The 24,613-nt window shown below is 59.0% G+C and carries 21 protein-coding genes; 10 read left to right on the top strand and 11 right to left on the bottom strand.

Translation table 11 applies throughout. The features are described from left to right. Positions 1-74: 74 nt before the first annotated feature. The 3 genes from ACFP6B_RS09965 to groES form a co-directional block, all read right to left on the bottom strand. A complete protein-coding gene (locus ACFP6B_RS09965) occupies positions 75-2,240 on the bottom strand; it encodes an acyltransferase family protein (RefSeq protein ID WP_377129674.1) in 2,166 nt (721 codons plus the stop codon). Between the two features lie 213 nt (positions 2,241-2,453). After that, positions 2,454-4,049, bottom strand: coding sequence for a chaperonin GroEL (gene groL / locus ACFP6B_RS09960; RefSeq protein ID WP_377129672.1), 1,596 nt, complete (start codon positions 4,047-4,049; stop codon positions 2,454-2,456). A gap of 55 nt (positions 4,050-4,104) precedes the next feature. Continuing rightward, positions 4,105-4,392, bottom strand: coding sequence for a co-chaperone GroES (gene groES, locus ACFP6B_RS09955; protein ID WP_135013045.1), 288 nt, complete (start codon positions 4,390-4,392; stop codon positions 4,105-4,107). Between the two features lie 268 nt (positions 4,393-4,660). Between groES and ACFP6B_RS09950 the strand changes: the two genes are divergently transcribed. The 4 genes from ACFP6B_RS09950 (at position 4,661) to ACFP6B_RS09935 (ending at position 10,362) form a co-directional block, all read left to right on the top strand. After that, positions 4,661-5,899 (top strand): MFS transporter, encoded by a 1,239-nt coding sequence (locus tag ACFP6B_RS09950; RefSeq protein WP_377129670.1) that lies wholly within the window; start codon positions 4,661-4,663, stop codon positions 5,897-5,899. Positions 5,900-6,088: 189 nt separating this feature from the next. Beyond that, positions 6,089-7,369, top strand: a complete 1,281-nt coding sequence (locus ACFP6B_RS09945; RefSeq protein ID WP_377129668.1) for a class I SAM-dependent methyltransferase — start codon at positions 6,089-6,091, stop codon at positions 7,367-7,369. 110 nt (positions 7,370-7,479) lie between these two features. Continuing rightward, positions 7,480-8,619: a glutamate--cysteine ligase gene (locus tag ACFP6B_RS09940; RefSeq protein ID WP_377129666.1), complete on the top strand. Its 1,140-nt coding sequence runs from the start codon at positions 7,480-7,482 to the stop codon at positions 8,617-8,619. A 402-nt stretch (positions 8,620-9,021) separates the two neighbouring features. Next, positions 9,022-10,362 carry an MFS transporter gene (locus ACFP6B_RS09935; protein WP_377129664.1) on the top strand — a complete coding sequence of 447 codons (1,341 nt, stop codon included), beginning with the start codon at positions 9,022-9,024 and terminating at the stop codon, positions 10,360-10,362. 271 nt (positions 10,363-10,633) lie between these two features. Here the strand turns inward: ACFP6B_RS09935 and tsaD are convergent, their stop codons facing one another. From tsaD to alr, 5 genes are all read right to left on the bottom strand, one after another. Then, positions 10,634-11,740, bottom strand: coding sequence for a tRNA (adenosine(37)-N6)-threonylcarbamoyltransferase complex transferase subunit TsaD (gene tsaD, locus ACFP6B_RS09930; RefSeq protein ID WP_377129662.1), 1,107 nt, complete (start codon positions 11,738-11,740; stop codon positions 10,634-10,636). A 16-nt stretch (positions 11,741-11,756) separates the two neighbouring features. After that, positions 11,757-12,257, bottom strand: coding sequence for a ribosomal protein S18-alanine N-acetyltransferase (gene rimI / locus ACFP6B_RS09925; protein WP_377129660.1), 501 nt, complete (start codon positions 12,255-12,257; stop codon positions 11,757-11,759). Further along, entirely contained in the window at positions 12,257-12,934 is a 678-nt protein-coding gene (gene tsaB / locus ACFP6B_RS09920) for a tRNA (adenosine(37)-N6)-threonylcarbamoyltransferase complex dimerization subunit type 1 TsaB (protein ID WP_377129658.1), read from the bottom strand. The genes rimI and tsaB overlap by 1 nt, the downstream gene beginning before the upstream one ends. Before the next feature lie 92 nt (positions 12,935-13,026). Then, the gene (tsaE, locus tag ACFP6B_RS09915; RefSeq protein ID WP_377129656.1) at positions 13,027-13,620 is read right to left on the bottom strand and encodes a tRNA (adenosine(37)-N6)-threonylcarbamoyltransferase complex ATPase subunit type 1 TsaE; all 594 of its coding nucleotides are present in this window, start codon (positions 13,618-13,620) and stop codon (positions 13,027-13,029) included. 3 nt (positions 13,621-13,623) lie between these two features. Next, entirely contained in the window at positions 13,624-14,883 is a 1,260-nt protein-coding gene (alr, locus tag ACFP6B_RS09910; RefSeq protein ID WP_377129654.1) for an alanine racemase, read from the bottom strand. A 203-nt stretch (positions 14,884-15,086) separates the two neighbouring features. On the opposite strand from alr, the gene ACFP6B_RS09905 reads away from it, so the two are divergent. The 3 genes from ACFP6B_RS09905 (at position 15,087) to ACFP6B_RS09895 (ending at position 18,641) form a co-directional block, all read left to right on the top strand. Continuing rightward, entirely contained in the window at positions 15,087-16,205 is a 1,119-nt protein-coding gene (locus tag ACFP6B_RS09905) for a glycosyltransferase (RefSeq protein WP_377129652.1), read from the top strand. Between the two features lie 10 nt (positions 16,206-16,215). Beyond that, positions 16,216-16,992, top strand: a complete 777-nt coding sequence (locus ACFP6B_RS09900) for a phosphatase (protein ID WP_377129650.1) — start codon at positions 16,216-16,218, stop codon at positions 16,990-16,992. Between the two features lie 176 nt (positions 16,993-17,168). Continuing rightward, positions 17,169-18,641 carry a sugar transferase gene (locus tag ACFP6B_RS09895; protein WP_377129648.1) on the top strand — a complete coding sequence of 491 codons (1,473 nt, stop codon included), beginning with the start codon at positions 17,169-17,171 and terminating at the stop codon, positions 18,639-18,641. A 56-nt stretch (positions 18,642-18,697) separates the two neighbouring features. Here the strand turns inward: ACFP6B_RS09895 and ACFP6B_RS09890 are convergent, their stop codons facing one another. From ACFP6B_RS09890 to glmS, 3 genes are all read right to left on the bottom strand, one after another. Further along, positions 18,698-19,621 (bottom strand): ADP-dependent NAD(P)H-hydrate dehydratase, encoded by a 924-nt coding sequence (locus ACFP6B_RS09890; protein ID WP_377129646.1) that lies wholly within the window; start codon positions 19,619-19,621, stop codon positions 18,698-18,700. A 1-nt stretch (position 19,622) separates the two neighbouring features. Next, entirely contained in the window at positions 19,623-20,060 is a 438-nt protein-coding gene (locus ACFP6B_RS09885; RefSeq protein WP_377129644.1) for a holo-ACP synthase, read from the bottom strand. A gap of 128 nt (positions 20,061-20,188) precedes the next feature. Next, positions 20,189-22,072 carry a glutamine--fructose-6-phosphate transaminase (isomerizing) gene (glmS, locus tag ACFP6B_RS09880; protein WP_377129642.1) on the bottom strand — a complete coding sequence of 628 codons (1,884 nt, stop codon included), beginning with the start codon at positions 22,070-22,072 and terminating at the stop codon, positions 20,189-20,191. Positions 22,073-22,199: 127 nt separating this feature from the next. Between glmS and coaA the strand changes: the two genes are divergently transcribed. From coaA to mscL, 3 genes are all read left to right on the top strand, one after another. Next, positions 22,200-23,156, top strand: coding sequence for a type I pantothenate kinase (gene coaA, locus ACFP6B_RS09875; RefSeq protein ID WP_237186004.1), 957 nt, complete (start codon positions 22,200-22,202; stop codon positions 23,154-23,156). Between the two features lie 50 nt (positions 23,157-23,206). Continuing rightward, positions 23,207-23,971 carry a M15 family metallopeptidase gene (locus tag ACFP6B_RS09870; protein WP_377129640.1) on the top strand — a complete coding sequence of 255 codons (765 nt, stop codon included), beginning with the start codon at positions 23,207-23,209 and terminating at the stop codon, positions 23,969-23,971. A 144-nt stretch (positions 23,972-24,115) separates the two neighbouring features. Next, entirely contained in the window at positions 24,116-24,496 is a 381-nt protein-coding gene (gene mscL, locus ACFP6B_RS09865) for a large conductance mechanosensitive channel protein MscL (RefSeq protein WP_237186002.1), read from the top strand. The last annotated feature ends 117 nt before the right edge of the window (positions 24,497-24,613 follow it).

Below are 24,613 nucleotides of genomic sequence, written 5' to 3'. Positions count from 1 at the left end.
CAGCTAACTGCCGCTTGCTCACATCACGGGTTTCGTCCCTGTTCGTACTGGGTGAAACCCCTCCCCCGCCGTTTCTATTCCACAGCCTCGTAGGGGGCGCTTCCGGCAGGTATTACTTGGCTATGTGCCTGCGAGCTAGCATCAGCTTTGCCCAGGGCTTCGAGCACGCGCGGGTCGAAGTAGGGGCCCAGGGTTTCGATATAGGTTGCGGTGATGTGGTCGTAGTCGAAGTAGGTGTAGATATTACCGATGGACGCCGGGCAGGCGTTCTCGGGGCAAATCAGGTCAGAGAGGTTGAGGGCAGCAAAACCCGGGTAGGTTTCTTCGAGAGAGCTGAGGGGGTTGACCGTGACGTCCTGGCCGGGGCTCATGACGCAGTCGTCCGCCGTGCCGAAGGCGTCCATGCAGTCCTTGTGCATGGTTTCCATGCGCGGTGTATCGCGCAGGCCCAGCACCTGGATGCCAGCACCGGTAAGTTCCGCGATACGGCTTTCAGCATCGAGCAGCGGGGTGTCGGGCAGGTTGGGTTCTGACTTGGTGCCGTGCAGCAGGACGGTATCGGGGGCAAGGTCCTGGATAAAGGCAGCACTGTCGCTTGCCCAGGAATCACATTCAAAGCCGCTGGCGTAGGCCGCGTTGTCGGTTTCACCGAGGAAGCAGCCGGGGCGGGTCACAGCAATGACCGACCAGCCTTGGGCTTGAGCAAGCGGACGCACGGCCGTCATCCACATCTGTATGTGGGAGTTTCCCCAGGCCACAATGGTTCGGGTGGGTTGGGGTGAGTAGGCAACGTAGGTGCAGTCCCCGGCCAGGGAGTCGGGGACGGCCAGCTCGGGGGTCACATCAGTGCAGGCTGTACCCAGGTCAGCCCAATCCGCATCGAGCACGGCACGGATGGGGATGACGGGGGCGTCTTCTTCCCCTGTGTATTCGTAGTCGGGCTGTAGCACGGCCGCTCCCACGTTATTGAGGGTGCGGTTAGCTTCAGCCTGCTCGGCCTGCCGGTAGATGGAGGACTGCCAGGCGTAGGAGGGAGCAAGAGCAAGGCCCATGCACAGCGCACCGGTCACTAGACCCGCTGTCATAGACCGGTTAGGCAGGGCCCAGTCCCGCAGGGGTTTTTCGACCAGCTGGGTCAGAGCCCAGGCGATAACGCCCGAGAGAAGAAGCAGGCCAAGCCCTGCCCAGAATCCCGCCTTTTCCTGGTGGGTCTGGGCTAGGTAGAACACGAGAATGGGCCAGTGCACCAGGTAGAGGGCATAGGAGAAACCCCCCAGAGCCAGCAGAGGTTTGGCGGTAAGGAGTTTTTCGGGGCCAAACCGGGTTCCGGTATCTCCGGCGATAATGACGAGCGAGGCCGCCAGGGTGGGCCACAGCGCCACATAACCGGGGAAGGTGCCGTTGACGTCCATAACAAAACCGCAGGCGATAATCGCCGCAATCCCAGCCCAGCCCAGCACCGCACGCACTAGCGGCGGTAATTTCAGGACAGGCAGCCAGAGAGCCACCAAGGAGCCCAGCGCGAACTCCCACAGGCGGGCCTCGGTTTCGAAATAGGCCGCCTGCTGGTTGGCCGCAGTGACCTCAATCGAGTGGGACAGGGACAGCACAAAGAGGGCTGCAAAGGCACCGCTTAAAGCCCAGCGGGCAGAGCCCCTCATTCGCTGCCCCAACACCAGGGCGAGGGCGACCATCAGCACCGGCCACAGCACATACATCTGCCCCTGGACCGACAGCGACCAGAAATGACGGAAGGGGGAGGCCAGGGAGGTATCGGCTGCGTAGTAGTCCACCGCGTTCTCGATCGACCAGTTGTTGTGCTGGTACAGAATCACGGCCTTTGCCTCATCGGCAATCGACAGCCAACGCTCTGCCGGAATAAAGAAGTAGGTGCCCAAAAGGGTCAGAACAACGGTAATAGAAGCCAGGGGCAGAAGACGTTTAAAGACATGAACCCAATAGGCCACCAGAGTCTTTAGGCCGAACCAGGTGCCGGGCCCTACCAGCTTGCCCTGCTCCATCTTGCGAGCAAAAGAGCCGGTCAACAAAAACGCTGAAATCAACAGGAAGACATCGACACCGCCCGATACACGACCAAACCAGAAGTGGTAGGCGGCAACCAGCAGGAGGGCGAGCGCACGCAGCCCCTGAATCTCGGGGCGCCAGGCACGTTCTGCTGAACGAGTGACGGTTGCGATGGTGCCGGTGGCTGGCTTGGTCTCGCTTTCTGGGCGGGGCACTGCGGTCTACCTCCTTTGCTGACGGTTATCTGGTGCCAGAACACCGGTTACTGAGGGGTAACGGGCAGGAAGACACCAAGTTAAAGATGTTACTCCCGGCGACTGAAAATTTGCTTTAAAAAGCAAATCCCGCCCTTACGGTGCTAGTCACTGCAAGAGCGGGATGTGCTGTACCCGAAAGGGGCTCCGGGTAAGGAGCCTTAGAGAGGGGCCTTACTTGGCTTCGTCCTCGTCCTTTTCCTCGGGCTTTTCGACAACCAGGGTCTCGGTAGTCAGCACCAGGGCAGCGATGGAGGCTGCATTTTCCAGAGCTGAGCGGGTGACCTTGACGGGGTCGATGACGCCGCGGGCGATGAGGTCCTCGTATTCACCGGTTGCGGCGTTGAAGCCGTGACCGATGGGCATATCTGCCACACGGGAGGTAACCACGTAGCCGTCCTCACCGGCATTCTCCGCGATCCAGCGCAGGGGCTGGACCAGGGCGCGGCGGACGATGTCTACACCCACCTGGGCATCGCGGGATTCGAGCTCAACGCCGTCCAGGGCTGCCAGAGCGTGAACCAGGGCGGTACCGCCACCTGCGACAATGCCCTCTTCGAGTGCTGCGCGGGTGGAGGACACGGCGTCCTCGATGCGGTGCTTGCGTTCCTTGGCCTCAACCTCGGTAGCAGCACCCACCTTGATGACGCCCACGCCACCGGCCAGTTTGGCCAGGCGTTCCTTGAGCTTTTCGCGGTCCCACTCGGAGTCCACGCGCTCAATTTCGGCGCGGAGCTGGTCAACGCGCTCAGCAACAGCCTCAGAAGATCCGCCGCCATCAACGATGGTGGTGTTGTTCTTGGTGACGGTCACGCGACGGGCTGAACCGAGCTGATCCAGGGTGACGGCGCCCAGGGAAATACCCAGTTCACCGGTAATAACGGTGCCGCCGGTCAGGATAGCCAGGTCCTGGAAAATTGCCTTACGGCGGTCACCAAAACCGGGTGCCTTCAGGGCAACAACATCGAGGTTGCCGCGCAGCTTGTTAACAACCAGGGTCGACAGGGCCTCGCCGTCAACATCCTCAGCGATGATGGTGATGGGCTTCTTCGCCTGAACAACCTTTTCAAGCACGGGCATAATCTCAGCCACGGTTGAAATCTTGCCCTGGTAGAGCAGAATGGCGGTGTTCTCGAGAACAGCCTCAGCACGCTCAGGGTCGGTGACGAAGGAGGGTGAGAGGTAGCCCTTATCGAACTGCATGCCCTCGGTTACTTCGAGCTCAATCTCGGTGGTGGAGCCGTCCTCGATAGTGATAACGCCGTCCTGGCCTACCTTACTGAAGGCCTCAGAGAGCAGCTCACCAATCTGAGGTGACTGGGCAGAAATAGCTGCCACGTGAGCAACCTCTTCGCCGGTTACCTCGCGGGCGTTAGCCAGCAGGCGCTCCGACACGAGCTTGGTAGCGGTCTCGATGCCGCGCTTGACCTCACCGGGGGCAGCGCCCGAGGTGACATTACGCAGGCCCTCAGAAACCAGAGCCTGAGCCAGGACGGTTGCGGTGGTGGTACCGTCGCCAGCAACATCGTTGGTCTTGGTAGCTACTTCCTTAGCAAGCTGGGCACCCAGGTTTTCGTAGGGGTTTTCCAGTTCAATCTCGCGGGCGATAGATACACCGTCGTTGGTAATGATGGGTGCGCCCCACTGCTTATCAAGCACCACGTTACGGCCGCGGGGGCCCAGGGTCACCTTGACAGCGTTAGCAAGCTTATCGACGCCTGCCTGCAGGTGCTTACGCGCATCATCATTGAATTCAAGCTGTTTTGCCATGAATCCTTACTTCTTTCTCGTGTTTCGTGTTGTATTCGGTAGAAACAGCGAAAACTTAGGAAACGACAGCCAGTACGTCGCGGGCTGACAGAATCAGGTACTCAGCACCACCGTACTTAACCTCGGTACCACCGTACTTAGAGAAGATAACGACATCGCCTTCAGCTACGTCAACGGGGATACGGTTGCCCTTGTCGTCGATGCGGCCGGGGCCAACAGCAATAACCTTAGCCTCCTGGGGCTTTTCCTTAGCGGTATCGGGGATGACCAGACCTGATGCGGTGGTCTGCTCTGCTTCAACGATCTGAACGACAATGCGGTCTTCGAGGGGCTTGATAGCCATGATGAGGTACTCCTTCAAGTGAGGTCTCAGCGTAAAACTTATGGGGGTGACCGTGGGGGGGCTAAGGCGGCTATACCAGGTATCGTCGCGGTGCTACCGGCTGCCGATTTAGCACTGTCAGCGGTCAAGTGCTAACTAAAACTTTATTCCCCTCACCCCCTACGGGCAAGATAAGGCGCCGGTTTCGCAGACAGCGCACCGCCAGCATCACCACTGATGTGCAATAAAATACAGGTTGAAAGCCCCAAACCCGGCAGAAAGGCAAAACATGCTCAAACTCATCTTCTGGCCGGTACTCGTCCCCTCCTTCCTCTTCGCAGCCGGCTTCGGGGCCGTCGTTCCCGTCCAAATCATTGCAGCTATCAGGCTAGGAGCCTCACCCGAACTCGCCTCCCTGCTGATAGCCGCCGCGGGCGTCCTCGCCCTCATCTGCACCGTCCCGGTAGGGGCAGGCATCGACCGTGTAGGCGACAAACGAGCCATGACCTGGGCAACCCTCAGCGCCTCTGGAGCCCTCACCCTTTCAGCGCTCTCCCTCGCCATACCCCTGGCAGGGGCTCTATGGCTCTACTTTTTCGCCCACGTCGCCCGCGTGCCAGCCACCGTCGCCTGGGGGCTCGCCCGACAAGCCGTACTAGCAGAAACTGTCGCTGCCCAAGACCGCGGCAAAGCCATGACTGCCCTCGGCGGCGCCCAACGAGCAGGCGCCCTCGCCGGGCCCCTCGCCTCAGCTCTCCTCCTTCTCTGGCTCCCCCTCTGGACAGTCTTCCTCTTCGCCCTCGCCCTCGTCGTCGCAGCCACCCTCTGCCTACGCATCCGCAAACTCAACCAACGTTTCGACACCGCCACCAGCACAGCCCGCTCAAACCGCACCGAAGAAGACCTCGCCCTAGCCGTCCGCTGGCCCGCCGTCTGGGTCGCAGGCCTCGGCATCATCACCCTCGCCATGAGCCGAGTAACCCAACCCATCGTCGCCGCCCTCTGGGGCCTGCACCTAGGGTGGAGCGACTCCCAGATCGCCCTAGCCATCGCCCTGGGATCAGCCCTCGAAATGGTCCTCATGGTCCCCGGAGGCTACCTCAAAGACCGAGTAGGACGCTCCGCCGTCCTCGCCCTCTGCCTCAGCATCTTCGGCGCCGGCTTCATCCTCGTGCCCCTACTGCCCACCAGCGCCGGCTTCATCGCGGGTCTTGCCCTCATGGCCATCGGCAACGGCTTCGGCGCCGGCATCAACATGACTATCGGCGCCGACCTCTCCCCCAACGTCGGGCGCGCCAAATTCCTCTCCATCTGGTCCATGTTCTCCCAGGTCGCCATCGTCGCAGGGCCCCTGGCAGTCTCTGGCATCATGCTGATCTCTTCACTCCCGGTGGCCTTTACCGTCATCGGCTCTAGCGCCCTGGGCGGAGCTATCTGGGCGCTCGCGACCCAGCCCATTACAAAGCTACCTACGGGGAAAAAAGCAGATAAGGGGCATGGCGAAGCGCCACGCCCGCGACCCTCTTGATCCTCGCGCTGGGGCGCTCGGACCAATTCACGCCAGCCCCGAGCCAGCGGGCGTATGGCGCTCCCCCCTGCCCCTCCGGTCCGCCCGATTCACGCCAGCCCCAGCCAGTCGGCTTTCAGCGGGTCTTCCCCCGTCCCTCCTCTTTCTGAACCAGCGGGTCTTCCCCACCCAAACCTTTAAACTGGACACATGACCTTTTTCCCCCGCGCCGGTGCCCACCCTTTCTCAGCCGACCAGCTAGCAACCCTTGACCAGCTCGTCCCCTACAACCCCGCTGACTCCCTGCAGGCGGTCTCCAAGCTCCGGGCTCAGGGCATCAGCGCCGAGGACTCATCAGCCCTGCTGACCCAGGCCCGTCTTCGCACGCTGGGGGTTACCAAGTTCGGGGAAGAAGCCTCGCACATGCTTTTCACCGAGGCCGGCTATGAGCAGGCAACCCGCGCCGCCGTCGCCAACCACCACGCCGCCCGCTTCGTCGAGGCCGGGCTTACCTCAGTTGCTGATTTAGGCTGCGGCCTGGGGGCAGACTCCCTCGCCTTTGCCCGCGCAGGGTTAGCGGTGACGTCCGTTGAGCTTGACCCCGCTACAGCAGCCCTCACCGCCCACAATCTCTCCCCCTACCCGTCCGCCCAGGTACTCGTGGGCAATGTGGAAGACATTGAGCTCGAAAAACTCACCACCGTAACCGGCGAGCGCGTCGCCGCCCTCTGGCTAGACCCAGCCCGCCGGGAGGTTGAAGGCGGCGCAACCACCTCCCGCCTTTTTGACCCCGAAGCCTTCTCCCCGCCTTTTTCCTTCCTGCAGAAACTGGCGGCAACCGGAATTCCTATGGGGGTCAAGCTAGGCCCGGGCCTGCCCCATGAGGCTATACCGAGCGGGGTGGAGGCCGAGTGGGTCAGCCATGGCGGGTCCGTGGTTGAGGTGGTGCTCTGGTTCAATGCCCTAGCCCGCCCCGGGATTGCCCGGTCAGCTACAGTGCTGGGGGCGGACGCCACCGACCGGCAGGTGCTGGGTGAGGTAAGTGCTCCCCTGGCCGCGTCAGCTGATGAGGAGCCGGTTGAGGTCACTGGGCTGGGTGCTTACCTGGTTGAGCCCGACGGTGCGGTGGTGCGCTCCCACCTGGTGGAAGACTTCGCCCGAGCGATTGGGGCTACCCTGCTTGATGAAAATATCGCCTACCTAACCTCAGACTCCCCCGCCCCTAGCCCGCTAGGCCGGGCCTACCGCGTCCTGGGTACCATGCCCCTCAACGAGAAAAAATTGCGCCGCTGGGTCAAAGAGCAGGGTATTACCACCCTGACCGTCAAAAAGCGGGGAGTCGATGTGATTCCCGAAAAGCTCCGGGCCACCCTACTCGCCGGGGTGAAAAAGAAAAAGGGGACGGCTGGCCGCGAAGCCACCCTGATTCTGACCCGTCTGGGCGAGGGCGCAGCCTCCCAGCGCCTGGCCATCTGGGCCGAACCGGCCTAGTTTATTACGTCTATCTCACCAGTAGCGTCATAGAGTGAGCCGGATTCTTCTGCGCTAGCCCCTGCCCCTAAGATAGAACCAGCACCGCACCGAGACCCTGGAGCCAGCGCATGATTTTTCACCCCTCAGACCAGTCCACGATTGGTGTGGAATGGGAGGTCGCCCTCGTCGACCCCGAAACCCGCGAACTGGTATCCCGCGCAGACGAAGTGCTAGCGCTACTAAAAGAACAGCACCCGCAAGTTCTTGAAGCAGCCCCGGACCGGGCCCATATCACCGGCGAATTTTTGAATAACACCGTTGAACTTGTCACCGGCATCTGCCGAACCCCGGCGGAGGCCGCCGACCAGCTCACCCAGGCCACCGGCGTCCTGAAAGACATCACCGACCAGCTGGGCCTAGCCTTCTTCTCTGCCGGCACCCACCCCTTCTCCCGCGCTCTGGACCAAAAAGTCGTTGATAAGGACCGCTACCTGCGGGTGCTCGACCGCTCCCAGTTCTGGGGCCGCCGTCAAATCATCTACGGGGTGCATGTACACACCGGGGTCAATTCGCGAGATAAGGCCCTGCCGGTGCTCAACGGGCTCACCAACTTCTACCCCCACCTGCTCGCGCTGTCGGCATCCTCCCCCTTCTGGGAAGGGGAAGATACCGGGTTTGCTTCCCAGCGGGCCCAAATTTTCCAGCAGCTACCCACCTCTGGCCTGCCCTTCGCCTTCGAACGCTGGGAAGACTACGAGGACTACCTCAACGACCTGGTAGTCACCGGCGTCATTGATGACCCCAGCGAAAACCGGTGGGACGTTCGCCCCGTACCCAGATACGGCACGGTAGAAATGCGGGCCTACGACGGGCTGGCCTCTATTCGTGACATCACGGCCCTGACCGCCTTTACCCAGTGCCTGGTGGAGTGGTTCTCCCGCCAGCTCGATGCGGGCAAGCGAATTGAGCCTCTCAAGCCCTGGCACGTGCAGGAGAACAAGTGGCGGGCTGCCCGCTACGGCACCGAGGCCATCGTCATTCTCGATAACCAGAACACCGAACGCCTGGTCACCGAAGATACCCTGGGGCTCTTGAACAAGCTAGAAGATATCGCTGCTGACCTGGGATGCTCTACCGAACTGGCTGATGTGGAGCGTATCTGCCTGACCGGGGCGGGCTATCAGCGTCAGCGTCGTGTCGCCGCCGAAAACGGCGGAAACCTGCAGGCTGTGGTGGACGACCTGACCGCACAAGCCCGTCAACTATAAGTACATAAAGAATTATTTAATGGTTCTCCAAGTACATAAAACATCAAGCTTCTGGAATACTGTCCCAACTATTTAGATACGTATACATCATATTTAGATTCCTCGAACTGGGCAGTTGTAGCTATGTGAGATCCGGTCCATCAAATCTGCATTCCTATTCTGATTGGACCACATGGTCAAAAAGTTTCGCAGGCTCACGCTCGCTGCCGGCCCGCTCACTGGTTCGCATACGATTACAAGGTGATTTAGGGTAGCCCCAAGTCAACAGCTTCACCGCGACCCTACTTCATTTAGCCTTACAGATAAGCTCCCAGTAGAAATAGTTAGTCATAATACATCTCTTCTATTTTGACACAAGTATAATTGTGATGTTGGAAAATTTAGGAATTTCTTGGGGTGAACGTGACAAGATCCAAAACAGTTCTGTTATCTATATCTTTATTGCTCATTGAACTGATAGCAGGTATCCAAATTTATGTAATTTCATTAATTACACCTGAAATTGGAGCAGACCTAGGAGCACAAAACTATTTTGGATTAATTACCACAGCCTCCCTGGCAGCTTCATTCATTACCATCCCCCTTGCGCCCATAGCGCTGATGCGCTGGAAATCTTCATCCATACTATTCATGGGCACTTTGATTACAATTCTAGGAAATATATCCAGCGCAGTCGCACAAGACATTTTGGTTTTTGCTGCCGGTCGTATACTATCGGGGCTAGCCGCCGGTCTGCTCGGTGCAGTGTCTTTAGCAGCAATTGTAAAACACCTCGAAAAACGATGGCGACAGATGGTACTAGCCGGATACTCTGCTATGTGGGTACTGTCATCAATCATTGGCCCTCTTTATGCTGGTCTTATATCAGAAACAATGAGCTGGCGTTGGGCACTTGTCCTATATCTCCCATTTCTCTTAGCATCTCGCACTTTAGTAGCAATAAGTCTTCCCGAAGAGCCTCAAGGCGATTCATTTGATTTACTGGCCGCAGGGAAAACTATTAAAATTTCTCTAATTTTATGTATATCTGTATTTATAATATCAATATCTAGCGGCTCTAATTATACCTGGATGTTTTTAACTATCGGAATTATAGGAGTTTTCTTTTCCGCCCAAAAGCTACTTCCCACAGGAGTTTTTACGCTACGAAAGGGGCGCACCTCCGCGGTCCTCTTGAAGTTTTTACTAACGGGCATCTACCTAGGAGCAGATTCAGTTATTGCAATTGCAATAACACACCGATTCGAGAATCCTGTTCCAATTATTTCTGCAACTTTAATGGCTTCAGGCCTCGCGTGGGCCCTAACAGGGATGCGGACTGGAGCGAAACCAGCAACAGGAAATAAATTTATACGACGGGGAATTATTGGAGTCAGTTCCCTCTGCATAGGTTTTATTGGAATTGGATATATCTTAATTTCCGTTCCGCCAAGTGCAATTTTTTCACTTATTTGCTACTCTGGATTAACAGGAATTGGTATCGGTTTTATATACCTGGATATAATGAATATGTTATTTGACGAATCATCAGATGACGGTTTAACGAATTCTGAAATGGCAACCGCTTCTGTGCTGAGCGAATCTATCGCATCTACCACATTTATTGCAACATTAGGTGCTTTAATATCAAAACTAGTCATATCTGAGGCCAGCTACGAATACGGTATATTATTTTTAATTCTAAGTGCAGCAGCCCTTACTTTGCTAGTCCCCCTTAAAAGGGCAGTTGCAACTGAAAAGTAAAATTTTTATATCAGATACTAGTTTCATTACAAAAATTAGCCAACCTAATTACAAGAAAGAGGCTTATTCATAAGAGCAAGTGCAACATGCCCACTGCGAAGCTGTTGGCTCGGGACTGGCGTGAATCACCTCGTGAGCGAAGCGAACCAGGTGAGAAGGTCGGCAGCGAGCGTAAGCATGTGTAACCCCTATGAATAAGCCTCAAAGTTTACTAAGACGCGAAGACTGCCTTCTCTTAAAATTGAGGTTTGAGGGGAAGCTATCTGGAAGGTTAAAGTGAAATCTTAGTAACAGGCAGGGACGAGTCTACCGTGAAGTCAATTCCCGACGGCTCCCGCCCCTCAGATACTAGACGGGCGCCCAGAGCCGCCACCATGGCCCCGTTATCGGTGCACAGGCTCAGCTGGGGAATGACCAGCTTGATACCGTGCTCAGCGCAACGCTGGGCAGTCAGCTCACGCAGGCGGGAGTTAGCGGCCACTCCCCCGCCCAACAGCAGGGTGGTGATACCGCGTTCAGTGCAGGCCAGCATAGCTTTCTTGGTAATAACGTCGACCACAGCTTCCTGGAAAGAAGCTGCGATATCAGCAACCGGAACCTCTTCACCCCGAGCCTCAAAGCCCTCAACGACGCGGGCAACAGCGGTCTTTAGACCCGAGAAAGAAAAGTCATAGCGGTGGGGACCGGGCTCCTCAGCGGTGCCCATAAACTTGCGGGTCGACAGGCCCCGGGGGAAGGCGAAAGCCGCCCCGTTGCCGTCCGCAGCAACCCGGTCAATCACCGGCCCACCCGGGTAGGGCAGGCCCAGCAGGCGGGCCACCTTGTCGTAGGCTTCACCGGCGGCGTCGTCCAGGGTCGCGCCCAGCAACTCAACATCCCCGGTAATGTCACGCACAACCAGGATTTCGGTGTGCCCGCCGGAGACCAGCAGGGCGCCAATTCCCTCGCTCGGCAGGCCGTCCAGAAAATCAGCGGTGTGCCCCTCAATCCCGCAATCATCGAGCAGGCCCACGCCCACGTGGGCAACCAGGTGGTTGATGCCGTAGAGGGGCTTGCCGGTAGCGGTAGCCAGGGCCTTGGCCGCAGAGACACCCACCATGAGCGCACCGGCCAGGCCGGGGCCTGCGGTTACAGCGATAGCGTCCAGATCGTCCAGGCTGACCTGGGCTTCATCCAGGGCTGCTTGCAGGGCCGGAACCATGGCGTCCAGGTGGGCGCGGGAGGCAATTTCAGGGATGACCCCGCCAAAGCGCACATGCTCGTTCATGGAGGACGAGACGGTGTTGGTCAGCAGGGTTGAGCCCCGCACAATGCCGATACCGGTTTCGTCGCAGGAGGACTCAATACCCAGCACCAGGGGTTCGGTTTTAGCGGTCATGGCTGGTTTCTCCTTGCTAGGCTGTCTGTTGGGTGAGGTCGCGGCGCATGATGAGGGCGTCGACCCCGTCGTTGTAGTAGCGGCGGCGCACATGGATCTGCTGGTAACCGTTTTTCAGGTAGAGGCTCTGGGCCCGGGGGTTGTCGGCGCGTACCTCCAGTAGTATCTGTTCAGCGCCGCGGGCAGCTGCCTCGCGGGCGAGAAAATCGAGTAGGGCCCGCCCGTAACCGCGCCCCTCGTAGGCGGGGGCAACAGCGATGGTTTGCACGTCGGCGGTGTCGGCTACGCTCATGAGCCCGGCATAGCCGATAACCTGCGGACCGGTTTCTGTAGGGATTTCCAGGACAACATACCCCCTGGTTTCGTGGGTGATTTCGGCAAGGAACATGTCCAGGGGCCAGGCATCGGCCGGGAAGAGGTCGAGTTCTAGGGTATGGACGGCTGGGACATCGTGCAGGGTCATTTCCCTGGCTTGGGCTCCGTCGGCCAGACCCGTGGGGAGGTCAGTCAGTAGCATTAGACACTGGCCTTCTTGCGGGCGGCGGGCACCTTGGCATCGGATTCGCGCAGGTAGAGGGCGCTGGTGTCGGTGCTCAGCTGGGCCAGGCCCAGGCGGGCAGCGGCTGCCAGCAGGGCGGCGGCGTCCGGCTGGGTATGCTCAAAGCCGGGCTGGGCATCCAGGGACTCCGGGTAAAGGGAGGTGCCAAAACCGTAGGCTGGCAGGTCGGGAACCTCGCTGGCCGGGCCGACGGTGGGGCCGCTCTCCAGCTGGTAGCCACTATCGGTCAGTTCATAGACAGCCGAGTATATTTCCTTGCGGCGAGCATCTGAAGCGACAAGAAAGCGGGTATGACCGGACGCCCGCGCGGTACCTTCCGCGCGTTCTGCGAGGGCGGTAAGACTCATGATTCCGTAGAGGGGCTTGTTCCAAGCAAAAGCTAGGGAACGAGCGGTGACGATGCCGGCGCGCAGACCGGTAAAGGGCCCAGGACCGGTACCTGTTATTACAGCGTCAATGTCTTGGCCCGTTACTCCGGCTTCAGCCAATACCTCGGTAACGAAGGGAGCCATCACTTCGGCGTGAGAGCGGGTGTCTTCGGTTGACCGTGAAGCGAGCAGGGTTAGGGCTTGCCCGTCCAGGCGCCCCAGGGCGACAGAAGCAATAGCGGATGAATCAAGAGCAAGAATAAGCACCCCACCAGTCTAGCGTGTTTAGGCTCAAAGGCTTGATACTCAGCGTCCCGGGCTCGCGCTCGCTGCTAGCCCGCGGTGCTGCCCAAAGGCCCCTAGGCTCCCCCTACACGAGTCAGATGTTCCGCTAATTCATCCCAAGCATTTTCCCAGCGGGGTCCGCTTCCGATGAGGCGGAGGCGGCGCGGTTCGGGGGCTCCGTCGTCCTCATCGTCTTCTTCCCAGCTTCCGGGTGCGTAGAGGGCGTAGGGGTCTGTTTCGGCCAGGTCTGCGCCTGTCACTCGGGTAAATTCCAGATCGAGAATAGATTCTGAGAGGTGTTCGGCTTTGTCGCGGCCCCATTCGATGACGGTGACGGAGCGGTCAAGGGAGTATTCCAGGTCGAGGTCGTCGAGTTCTTCTGAGCTGGCGAGCCGGTAGGCGTCCACATGAACGAGGTCGGGCCCGCCGGGGCGGGGGCCGTTGGGTAGGTTGGGGTGGACGCGGGAGAGGACGAAGGTGGGTGAGATGACGCCCTCGCGCACTCCGAGTCCTTCGCCGAGGGAGCGGGTGAAGGTAGTTTTGCCAGCGCCTAGTTCTCCGGTGAGAATCAGGACGTCGCCCGCGGTGAGGAGGGGCGCTAGGGCCAGGGCGATGGCGCGGGTGTGCTCGGGGCCGGTGATTTCGAGGTCAAGGACGCGGTCGGTCACGGTTTACTGCTCGCTTTCGGTGTCGCGCTGGCGCCAGGATCCGCCGACGCTGATGCGGGTGACGCGCGGGGAGATGCGGGTGACGATTTCGTAGTTGATGGTTCCAGCCGCTTCTGCCCAGTCGGTGACAGGTGGGTTGTCACCGCTTCCGAAGAGGACGGCGGGGGCACCCAGGAAGCCCGCTGCGGGGTCAGCCAAACCGGGTTCACCGAGGTCTACGACCAGCTGGTCCATGGCAATTCGTCCCACTGCCAGGTAGGTTCGGGCGGGACCGGATGCCGGGTAAATACGGACCGGCCCGCCGGTTGCGACTCGGGGAACGCCGTCCGCGTAGCCGACCGGTACCAGGGCCAGGGTCGTAGGTTTGTCGGTCACGTAGTTGAGGCCGTAGGAGACGCCTTGGCCTGCGGGGACTTCCTTGACTGTGTTGATGAAGGTTTGCAGGTGCATGACCGGCTTAAGCCCCAGGTCAGCGGGGGTCTGCCCGGGCAGGGGTGAAAGACCATAGAGACCGAGGCCCACCCGGACGGCGTCCCGCAGCAGGCCTTCTTCAGCACCGACGGACGCCGCGCTGAAGGTTGCGGGAGTGTTGGCGAGGTGGCGCAGGGTCGGGTGCAGGCCGGCAGAACGCAGGATGTCTAGTGCCCGGTCGAAGGTCTGGGACTGTTCGGCTGTTTCGGTACGTTCTGGTTCGTCAGCTACTGCCAGGTGGGAGAATACCCCGACCACCTGCAGCACCCCGTCCTCTTCGAGCTGGCGGGCGGCGGCGGCGAGCGCCGGTAGTTCACTCATGGTCACGCCGTTGCGGCCTAGGCCGGTATCTACTTTGAGGTGAACCTTGACCGGCTCTTGCTGCCCGCTGTCGCGGTGGGCGCTTGCGATGGCGTCAAGTTCCCAGGTGCTTGAGACGCCCAGTTCGAGGTTGTCCGTGAGGGCTTGGGCAAAGTCGGTTCGGGGGGTGTGGAGCCAGGCAATAATGGGGGCTGTAACGCCACCGGCGCGGAGGGCGCGGGCTTCTTTGACGTGGACGACGCCCAGGTAGTCAGCACCTGCCGCCACCGCTGACCGGGCTACGTCGGGGGCCCCGTGCCCGTAGGCGTCCGCTTTGACCACGGCAATGAGGGCGCGCTGCCCGATGAGGGTTTTGATGCGCCGGACGTTATGTTCAACGGCATCCAGGTCGATGACGGCGAGGCGTTCTGCATCTGTGGGAGCGTCAAGGGGCACGAAGCCGTGGGCGCGGTAGAGGCTGTCGATAGACACGGTGTCATCCTTGGGCGTAGGGTCTTTTCTTCTCTAGCTTAGTTGAGTTTGCCGTTAGCGCACCTGCGCTGACGCCTACAGAGCGCGGGCAGATGTGGCAGGGGTAGAGTAGAGGTGTGAGTTTTTCTTTTCCGCTGCACCTGCATATCTTTTCGCCGCATACCTCTCCCCTGGCCCAACCCGGGTCAGGGGATGCCGGCGGCATGAACGTTTATATTGAACGTTCTTTGGCGGCCCTTCTTGAGGTCAACCCGCAGCTAACAGTGGAAGTTTTTACGCTGGCGACCGACCGGCAGCAGGCTGGGCAGGTACGGTATCACGAGCGGGCTACCGTTACCGCTCTCTACCTACCTGAGGCTGAGGGAGCCCGTAAGGAAGATCTACCTGAGCTGGTTCCGGGGTTTGCTATGGCCGTTCGGGCTATAGCGTCGCGACCACCCCAGTTGATTCACAGCCACTACTGGCTCTCGGGTCTGGCGGCCCTTGCCGCCTACCCGCAGGTACCGCTCGTTCATACAATGCACACCACCGCAGCTGCTAAGAACGCCCGGCTGGGTGAGGGCGAGCGCCCGGAACCCGAGGTGCGTTTGCGGGGCGAGCAGGCATTGGTGCGTAGAGCCGCTGCCCTGGTAGTGAATACAGAGTATGAGGCTACCCAGATGCGCGACTTCTACGGGGCACAAGAATCCCAGCTGGTAACGGTAGCCCCCGGTGTTGACCTTTCTGTTTTCTCCCCGAGCGATGGCCTCCGCCCTCTTCATGAGGGGCAGGACGGCGCAGCCCACCTGGTCTTTGCCGGCCGCCCCCAGCACCTTAAGGGCCCCCATCTGCTGGTTGAAGCCCTCGGCCTACTTCCGGGGGAGCTGGACGTTACCCTCGACATCATTGGGACCTCCGGCACAAGCTATGAGCAGAGTCTCGCTACCCGAGCAGAAGAGCTGGGATTAGGTGACCGCGTCCGCCTGCTTCCCTCGATGACTGCCCCCGACCTCGCCCAGGCTTTCCGAAAGGCCGATATCGTTGCCTGCCCCTCATCCTCAGAAACGTTTGGCCTGGTTGCCCTGGAGGCCTCTGCCTGCGGCACCCCGGTGCTCGCCAGCAAGGTGGACGGGCTCAGGGAGGCAGTAGCTGACGGCGTCACCGGTCTGTTGGTAGCCCAGCGGACGCCCGCCGCCTGGGCGGACGCCATCGAGCAGCTCGTGAAAGACCCGCAGCTTCGACACGCCTTAGGGCAGGCCGGGGCCCGGCGCGCCCACGACTTTACCTGGCAAGCAACAGCCCAGGCCCTTATTCAGCTCTACCAGTCCCTTGCCCGCTCTTAGGAGGAAACCCATGACCTTTTCCATGACCCGCCAAGAATTCGTAGCCTACCTCGATAAATCCCGGATCACCGGGCAGGTAGCAACCGCCCGTGAGAACAACCTCGCCCATATGCAGGGCTTTGTTGAGGGCAACGAGCACCTAGAGTTCGGTGTCAAGTGGACCAGGGACTGGACCGTCGACGATATCTTCGAGCTGATGGCGCGCAGGGTCGGCACCAGCTCCGACCCCAACCACAGGGAGGGCCAAGACACCATCAGCGCTGACCTCTGTATCGACGGTCTCACCGAGTACGCCCACATCTTCGGTGACGCAGTACGGGCGGGCAAAAGCCTGCTCTTTGCTACCGGCCACCCCGCCGGCCTCTTCCCTATCTACGCCCGCCTTGCAGCAGCGGCCAAAGCTCACGGCGCGACCGTCCTGACCATCGAGGAGGGCGACCGCTTTCTTGACGGCGATATCCGCCAAATCTTTGACGTCATTATGTTCGAGCAGTACGGCAACCTGCAGCACACTCACTTCCCCGGCCCTATGCAGCTAGCGCTCGCCCAGCTTCAAGAACAGGGAATTACTCCCAATCTTGTTGTCGCCGATCACGGGCTTGCCGGCTATGCGGCGTCCGCTGGGATTCCGACCATCGGTATCGCTGACTGCAACGACCCCGGGCTGTTCGTCTCCGCCGAACAGGGGCAGATACTCGTTGCGGTGCCCATGGATGATAACGTCACGCCCCACCTCTACGAACCGGTGATCGATTTTATCCTGCATGAAGCTGGACTTACCCGCTAAGAACACTCTGACCAGCACCAACGAGTTACTTTCACCTGAAAGTGTGAAGCATATTTCAGGATATCTACCTGCTCTTAAGCCATCTGACACTGTAGTATTAAAAGCCTAATCGTACAGGTCTGCCCACCTCACTCTCGCACCCGGCGCAGGCACCATCTTTAGGGGAATACACACTAGTGAACGAACAGTACATTGAGGAGCGGTGGGCAGAAACCCGTAACCGCCGCACCTGGCATCCTAAGGTCAAAGCTGCGCTTTACCTAGTCGATATTTTGGCTATTGCGGTGGCTATCACGGTGTCGCATATCGTCAGCTTCGGCTTTCAAAACACCGAAGTTGTATCCCGCACTCCCCTTCCGCTTGGGTATGTGGGAACCGGCATCGTTTTTGGCATGATTTGGTTCTTTGTCTTGTCAATCGCCAATAGCCGCAACATCCGTTACCTGGGCCACGGCGTCGATGAATACCGACTCGTCACTAAAGCGACAACCTACTTCTTCGCGGTCATCGCAATTTTCTCCTACCTGACCAAAATTGATTTTGCCCGCACCTACGTTATGCTGGCCTACCCTATCGGCATTGTTCTGCTTCTCTGCGCCCGCTGGGGCGTCCGCCGCTGGCTCGTTCACTGGCGGTATAAGGGGCGCGCGCTTTCCCGCGTCATGATTATCGGTGACTCAGCCTCGGGCGAGCACCTCTACAAGACCCTCCAGGGGGCCCGCACCTCAGGCCTCTCGCCGGTAGCAGCCTACCTGCCTCGTTCACGTCCGGGCACCCAGCTCGCCGAGGGGGCTATCCCGACCCTGGGCTACTCGCCCGATGCAGCCGAGGTCCTCAAGGTAGTCCGTGAGAACAATATTCACGCGGTAGCTGTCTCCACCGGTCACGGCCTCAACCCCACAGAGCTGCGCCGTCTGGGCTGGGCGCTGGCAGCCGCCCACGTCGCACTCATCATGGCACCTGCCATGACCGATATCGCGGGCCCCCGCATCCATACCCAGCCCCTCAACGGTGTACCCCTGATTCACGTTCACACTCCCCGTATCGAAGGCATGCAGGCCCTGATTAAGCGAGCTATCGACGTTGTAGCCTCAGGCCTGGGCCTGATTTTCCTGGCCCCCCTGCTGGTTCCGGTTGCCCTGCTGGTCAAGAAGGACGGTGGCCCCATCTTCTTCTTACAGGAACGCGTCGGCTACCGCGGCACTCCCTTCCACATGATTAAGTTCCGCTCCATGGTAACCAACGCTGAAGAGCTCAAAAAGGAACTCATGGATCAGAACGAGGGTAACGGGGTGCTCTTCAAGATGGCAGATGACCCCCGTATCACTAAGATTGGCAAGTTCATCCGCAAGTACTCTATCGATGAGCTTCCCCAGCTCTGGAACGTCTTTGTCGGCGATATGTCGCTGGTAGGTCCCCGCCCTCCGCTACCTTCTGAGGTTGAGCAGTACGAAGAGGACGCCTACCGCCGCCTGCTGGTCAAGCCCGGCATTACCGGCCTCTGGCAGGTCTCTGGCCGCTCGAATCTTTCCTGGGAAGAGTCTATTCGCCTAGACCTCTACTATGTTGAGAACTGGTCGGTTATGAGCGATATCGTCATTCTCTTCCGCACCGTCCGCGCGGTCTTCGCCAAGGACGGCGCCTACTAGAACTCGTATGTAAGAAGGCCGGTTACCGTTAGGGTAACCGGCCTTTGGTATAGGCTCTACCGCTCAAGGAATATGGCAACGGCCTCTGGGATCTTCTGGGCCACCAGGGTAGGTGGCGTGGGGCCAGAAATCCCTGCTCCGTGCACCAGGCCTGCTGCTAACTGCTGGACCCGGACGGCCGCCCCCGCTAACCTGGCGTAGTCAGTTGAGAGGGCACCGGGCTTGGATTCTTCTGCCTGATAGCGGGCAAGAAGAGCCCCCAGAATACCGGTAAGAGTATCCCCGCTACCGGCGGTGGCCAGCCAGTGGTTCTCGCTGGTTATCTGAAAGAGCTCACCGGTGGGTGCAGCTAGGATAGTCACACTGCCCTTAAGCAGAACAGTTGCCCCCGTTACCTGAGCCAGTAGGCGGGCAAAGCGGTACAGGTCAGCTTCGACCTGCTCCCGACTGGGTGGCTCGGTGAGCTCGGGATCAAGGGCATGGAGTGCGGACGGTACCAGAGCCAGAAGCCAGGTCAGGGCATCGACCAGCTCGCCGGCATGAGGCGTCAGAATATGGTGTGCCGTCAGCTCTAGCCCATCAGCCACCAGCCGGGCAGCTAGGGATACTGCCCCTGCGTCAATAACGGCCGGCTGCCCTCCCGCAAGGACGGCCAGGGCTTCAGCTTCTCGCGCTTCGCCGGCAATGCCTGAGCCAAGAGCCCAGGCATCTACGTGTAGATTCTCGGCTTCGCTCACGCTGCATACAGCTTCAGGCACTGCCAGCTGTACCTGGAAGTTCAGGGAGGACGTTCCAGCAAACCGAACCATGCCGACCCCGGTATTGACGGCAGCCCGGGCAGACATGAGGGCAGCACCCGGGTAGGTATCGCTCCCGGTCAGCAGGCCTAACACCCCGCGGGTGTACTTATGAGAGGAAGAAGTAGGGCAAGTGACATATTGTTCGACGTCCCCGTGGGTCAATTCTTTAGCGCTAGCCACTCTAGTTCCCCTCTTCTACCGGGCGAGCTAACAGCAGCCCCCGGGCAGAGGGATCTAAACGCAGCAGGGTCAACAGGTCACTGTCGCTCAGGTGTTCTGCCACAACGGTTGCGGTAGCTATAGGTTCATCATGGCTCATCGTGAGGTGCCAGCGATTAATTCCTAGTTCCGCTGCACGCCGAGCTACGGTGCCCTGTGCGACCAGGTAGGGAGCGCCGTCCGCGTCCTTCTCCACCCAGCAATCCTGCCAGTTCAAACCGGCAGGGGCCCGCAGGGCCTTGGCAGCGGCCTCCTTAGCCGCAAAGCGGGCGGCTAGGGAGCGGACGGGCAACTCCCACTCCCCCGGTGCAAAGAGCCGCTCCCGTAGAGCTGGGGTACGTTCTAAGAGCTCAGCGAACCGATCTATATTGACCACGTCAGTACCGGTACCAATAATCATAGGCTCTCTCTTCGCTCCTTCTAAAGCATCTTTCTCTTGCCCATTCTACGGCCCTGTCTATCAGTTTAAAGAGCGAACCCCGCACCCTAGCGGGTACGGGGTTCCTATCTCTCTTGCATAAAGAGGCTTTACTCGACGGTTACTGACTTAGCCAGGTTACGGGGCTGGTCAACGTCGTAGCCCTTAGCGTGGGCCACTGAGCAGGCAAAGATCTGCAGGGGCACAGTGGAGAGCAGGGGCTGGAGCAGGCTGGGTGAGGCGGGGATGCGGATGATGTGATCTGCATGTTCCTCAACAGCGGTATCGCCCTCTTCTGCGATAACGATGGTCACTGCACCGCGAGCGCGGACTTCCTGGATGTTAGAAACAACCTTGGAGTGCAGGGAGTCGCGGCCGTTGGGTGAGGGGACGATGACGAAGATGGGCTGGCCTTCTTCGACAAGGGCGATGGGGCCGTGCTTGAGCTCGCCAGCTGCGAAGCCTTCGGCGTGCAGGTAGGCGATTTCCTTGAGCTTCAGGGCGCCTTCCATAGCTACGGGGAAGCCAACGTGGCGGCCCAGGAAGAGCACGGACTTGGCGTCCTTCATAGAGGTGCCGAGGTCCTTGACCTGCTGTTCGTTGTCGATAACGGCCTGAATCTTTTCGGGCATCTTCTGCAGTTCTTCAAGGATGGTACGGATTTCATCCTTGTACATGTTGCCGCGCAGCTGGGCCAGGTAGAGGCCGAGCAGGTAGGCAGCAGCGATCTGTGAGAGGAAGGCCTTGGTGGATGCAACCGCAATCTCGGGGCCCGCGTGGGTGTAGAGCGCTGCATCGGATTCACGGGGTAGGGTTGAGCCGTTGGTGTTACAGATTGAAACAACCTTGGCGCCCTGTTCCTGGGCGTGGCGCACTGCCATGAGGGTGTCCATGGTTTCGCCGGACTGGGAGAGGGCAACAACCAGGGTCTTCTCGTCTACGATGGGGTCGCGGTAGCGGAACTCGTGGGCCAGCTCAACCTCGGTGGGGATGCGGCACCAGTGCTCGATAGCGTAGCGGGCTACCTGGCCAGCGTAGGCAGCGGTACCACAGGCGACAACGATGATCTTGTTGACGGAACGCAGGGTGGCGTCGTCAATCTTAAGTTCGTCGAGGGTCAGGTTACCCTTTTCGTCCAGGCGGCCCAGCAGGGTATCGCGCACGGCTGCGGGCTGCTCGTGGATTTCCTTCTCCATGAAGGAGTCGTAGCCACCCTTTTCAACAGCAGCGGCGTCCCACTCGATAGTGAATTCCTTGCCGTTGGCGGGGAAACCTTCGAAATCGATGATGGAGTAGTCGCTACCGGTGATGGTAACGATCTGGTCCTGGCCCATTTCGACTGCTTTCTTGGTGTAGTCGATGAAGCCAGAAACGTCTGAGCCCAGGAAGTTTTCGTTTTCGCCCAGGCCGATGACCAGGGGCGAGTTACGACGGGTTGCTACAACACGATCGGGGTGGTCAACGTGGATGACCAGGATGGTGAAAGCGCCTTCGAGGCGGTTTGAGGCCTGGCGGACAGCTTCGGTGAGGTCCTTATTCTCCAGCTTGTTGTAGATGGAGGCAATCAGGTTAGCTGCAATTTCGGTGTCGGTCTGTGATTTGAACTCACAGCCTTCTTCAACCAGTTCTGCACGCAGCTCTGCGAAGTTTTCGATAATGCCGTTGTGCACAACTGCCAGGCGGCCGTTGTCAACAACGTGCGGGTGAGCGTTATTGTCGGTGGGGCCACCGTGGGTAGCCCAGCGGGTGTGACCGATACCGATCGATGAGGCAGGCAGCGGGTTAGCTTCTACTTCGGCTTCGAGATTAGCGAGCTTGCCTGACTTCTTACGCAATTCGATGCCGTTATCACCAATCAGGGCAACACCGGCTGAGTCGTAGCCGCGGTATTCCTGGCGGCGGAGACCTTCAAGAACCACATCGTATGCGGTATGGTCAAAATTCTTACCGTCTGCGGCAGTGCCGAGACTTACGTATCCTACGATTCCACACATGCCTTCATCTTACATCTAAGAATTCGCTGACCCATTGCTGTCTTCGCCACAGTGTCGCAACCTGTTGCCTCTCTATAGACCTCTGTCATATTAGGTGCTCTTTCTTCTGACCTCTAGACTGATGTAAATGAGCATGTCTGCGCTTTCTTCTAAATACTCTCCTTTTACCGAGCTAGACCGGGACACCTGGTCGCGTCTCGCTAGCGAGATTTCAGTTCCGCTGACGGAGGACGAGCTACAGCAGCTTCGCGGTCTGGGCGAGACCATTGACCTAGATGAGGTGGCTCAGGTTTATCTTCCTATTTCTCGACTGCTCAACCTCTACGTCAATGCAGCCGCGAGCGCTAACCACATGACGAACGACTTTTTAGGCCTTCAAGGCCAGAAAGTCCCTTTTATTATCGGTGTGGCAGGGTCAGTAGCTGTCGGCAAGTCCACTACCGCGCGCGTCCTGCAGGAGCTTCTCCGGCGCTGGCCCTCAACCCCGAACGTCCAGCTAGTGACGACCGATGGCTTCCTCTACCCCAATGCCGAGTTAGAACGCCGGGGGCTTATGGGACGCAAGGGTTTCCCAGAGTCCTACGACCGCCGTGCCCTCTTGAGGTTTGTGTCAGAAGTGAAGTCAGGTGCTCCCCTCGTCACCGCCCCTAAGTATTCCCACCTCTACTACGACATCGTAGAGGGTGAGCGCATTGAGGTTACCAGCCCCGACGTTCTCATTGTCGAGGGCTTAAATGTATTAGCCCCAGCCAAGCTTGATAGCGAGAAAAGCTCAGCCCTGAGCCTGGCTGACTTCTTTGATTTCTCTATCTACGTTGATGCCTCCACACGGGACATCGAACACTGGTATGTGCAGCGGTTTTTGAAGCTGCAACGGTCAGCTTTTACCAACCCCAACTCCTACTTCAAACGGTATGCCGATTTATCGGAGGACGCAGCGGTTGAGCTAGCTTTGAGTATTTGGCGCTCTATCAACGAACCTAACCTGCGAGAGAATGTGCGCCCCACACGTGGGCGAGCCCGACTGATCTTGAAGAAGTCCCATGATCACAAGATTCGTAAGGTTCTGCTACGGAAGAACTAGGTATGCGCTCTTATCTTTCACACTTTTCATTGGCTTTAGCGGGTAGCCTCATGGCTCTGTCGCTGACCGCCTGCAGTCAGAGCACATCCACTGAGCCGGACGCCGCCCCGTCGTCTGCCAGCTCAGTGGCGGCTTCCATTCCTCAGCAGGTAGCTTCTTCGAGCGCACCACCTTCTTCTAGCGCGAGCGCTGAGTCAGCTGCCCCTAGCCAGGCTGCCACGCGCCGTCCTGCCGATATTGAGTCGGCATCATCGATGACGGTTCTCGTCAATAAGCACAATCCTCTCTCCCCTCTCACCTACGCTCCTGATGATTTACAGCCGTTTGGCTCCGTCCTGCTTCGTGCCGAGGCAGCGCAAGCAGCGCACCGCATGTTTGCTGACGCTTCGGCAGTTGGTGCCCCCATGGTGGCCCTCAGCGGCTACCGGTCGTATGAGACCCAGCAGGGAACCTACGCCAGCTGGGCTGCCCAGTACGGTACAGATCAGGCAGACGTGGCTTCTGCCCGCCCCGGTTATTCGGAACATCAAACGGGTCTTGCCCTCGATATCGGAACCGGTGGCGCCTGCGACCTCCAGCCCTGCTTCAAGGACACGGCAGCTGCCCTGTGGGCAGCCGAGAACGCCCACCGCTATGGCTTTGTAGTGCGCTACCCCTGGTGGCACCACGAAACCACCGGCTACTGGTATGAGTCCTGGCATTTGCGCTATATCGGTGTTGACGAAGCCACCGCACTGAAGGAATCCGGGTTTGAAACGCTAGAAGATTTCTGGGGTACGGGGCCCGCCCCCACCTACCAAGAAACGGGTACCTAGTGAGGGGTTGACGGTCGGTAACCTACAAATTTTTAGCATAAGCTGGCAGGCTACCCTAGCCTGTGAGTAAACCCACTGGTTTACAGCGAAAATTTCAGCTCAGATTGGTGTTCACCGCTGGCAGAAACCGCTATTCTTGAACTCATGCTTAGTGGTTTTAAAGATTTCATCACCCGCGGTAACGTCATCGACCTCGCAGTCGGTCTGATCATTGGTACCGCCTTTACTGCAGTAGTTAACTCTCTCGTTGAGTCCGTCATGATGCCCGCCATCGCGATGCTGACCGGTGGAGATATCTCCTTCGATCAGTGGCTAGCATTCGGCGACGTCAAAATCGGTGTCTTCCTGACCGCAGTTGTTAACTTCCTCATCGTTGCAGCAGCCCTGTACTTCTGCATCGTTATGCCCATCAACAAGTTCAACGAGCGTCGTGCTGCCAAGCTCGACCTTGAAGAAAAGGTTGAGGAAGAGGATCCCCAGGTTGCTCTGCTGAAGGAAATCCGCGACGCTCTGACCGTCAAGTAATTTTCTATCCTTTGATAGAGAAAGCCCCGGTAGTTACTGAACTGCTCCCCATAAGTTGGACTACTAAAAAACAGTCACCAACTAATGGGGAGCATCTCCTATGCGAGCACGAAGCTC

Source organism: Rothia nasimurium (assembly GCF_042660305.1).
GTDB classification, from domain to species: Bacteria; Actinomycetota; Actinomycetes; order Actinomycetales; family Micrococcaceae; genus Rothia; species Rothia nasimurium.
Note: the sequence above shows the minus strand (reverse complement) of the source record. Positions and strands in the feature narration are given on the sequence as shown.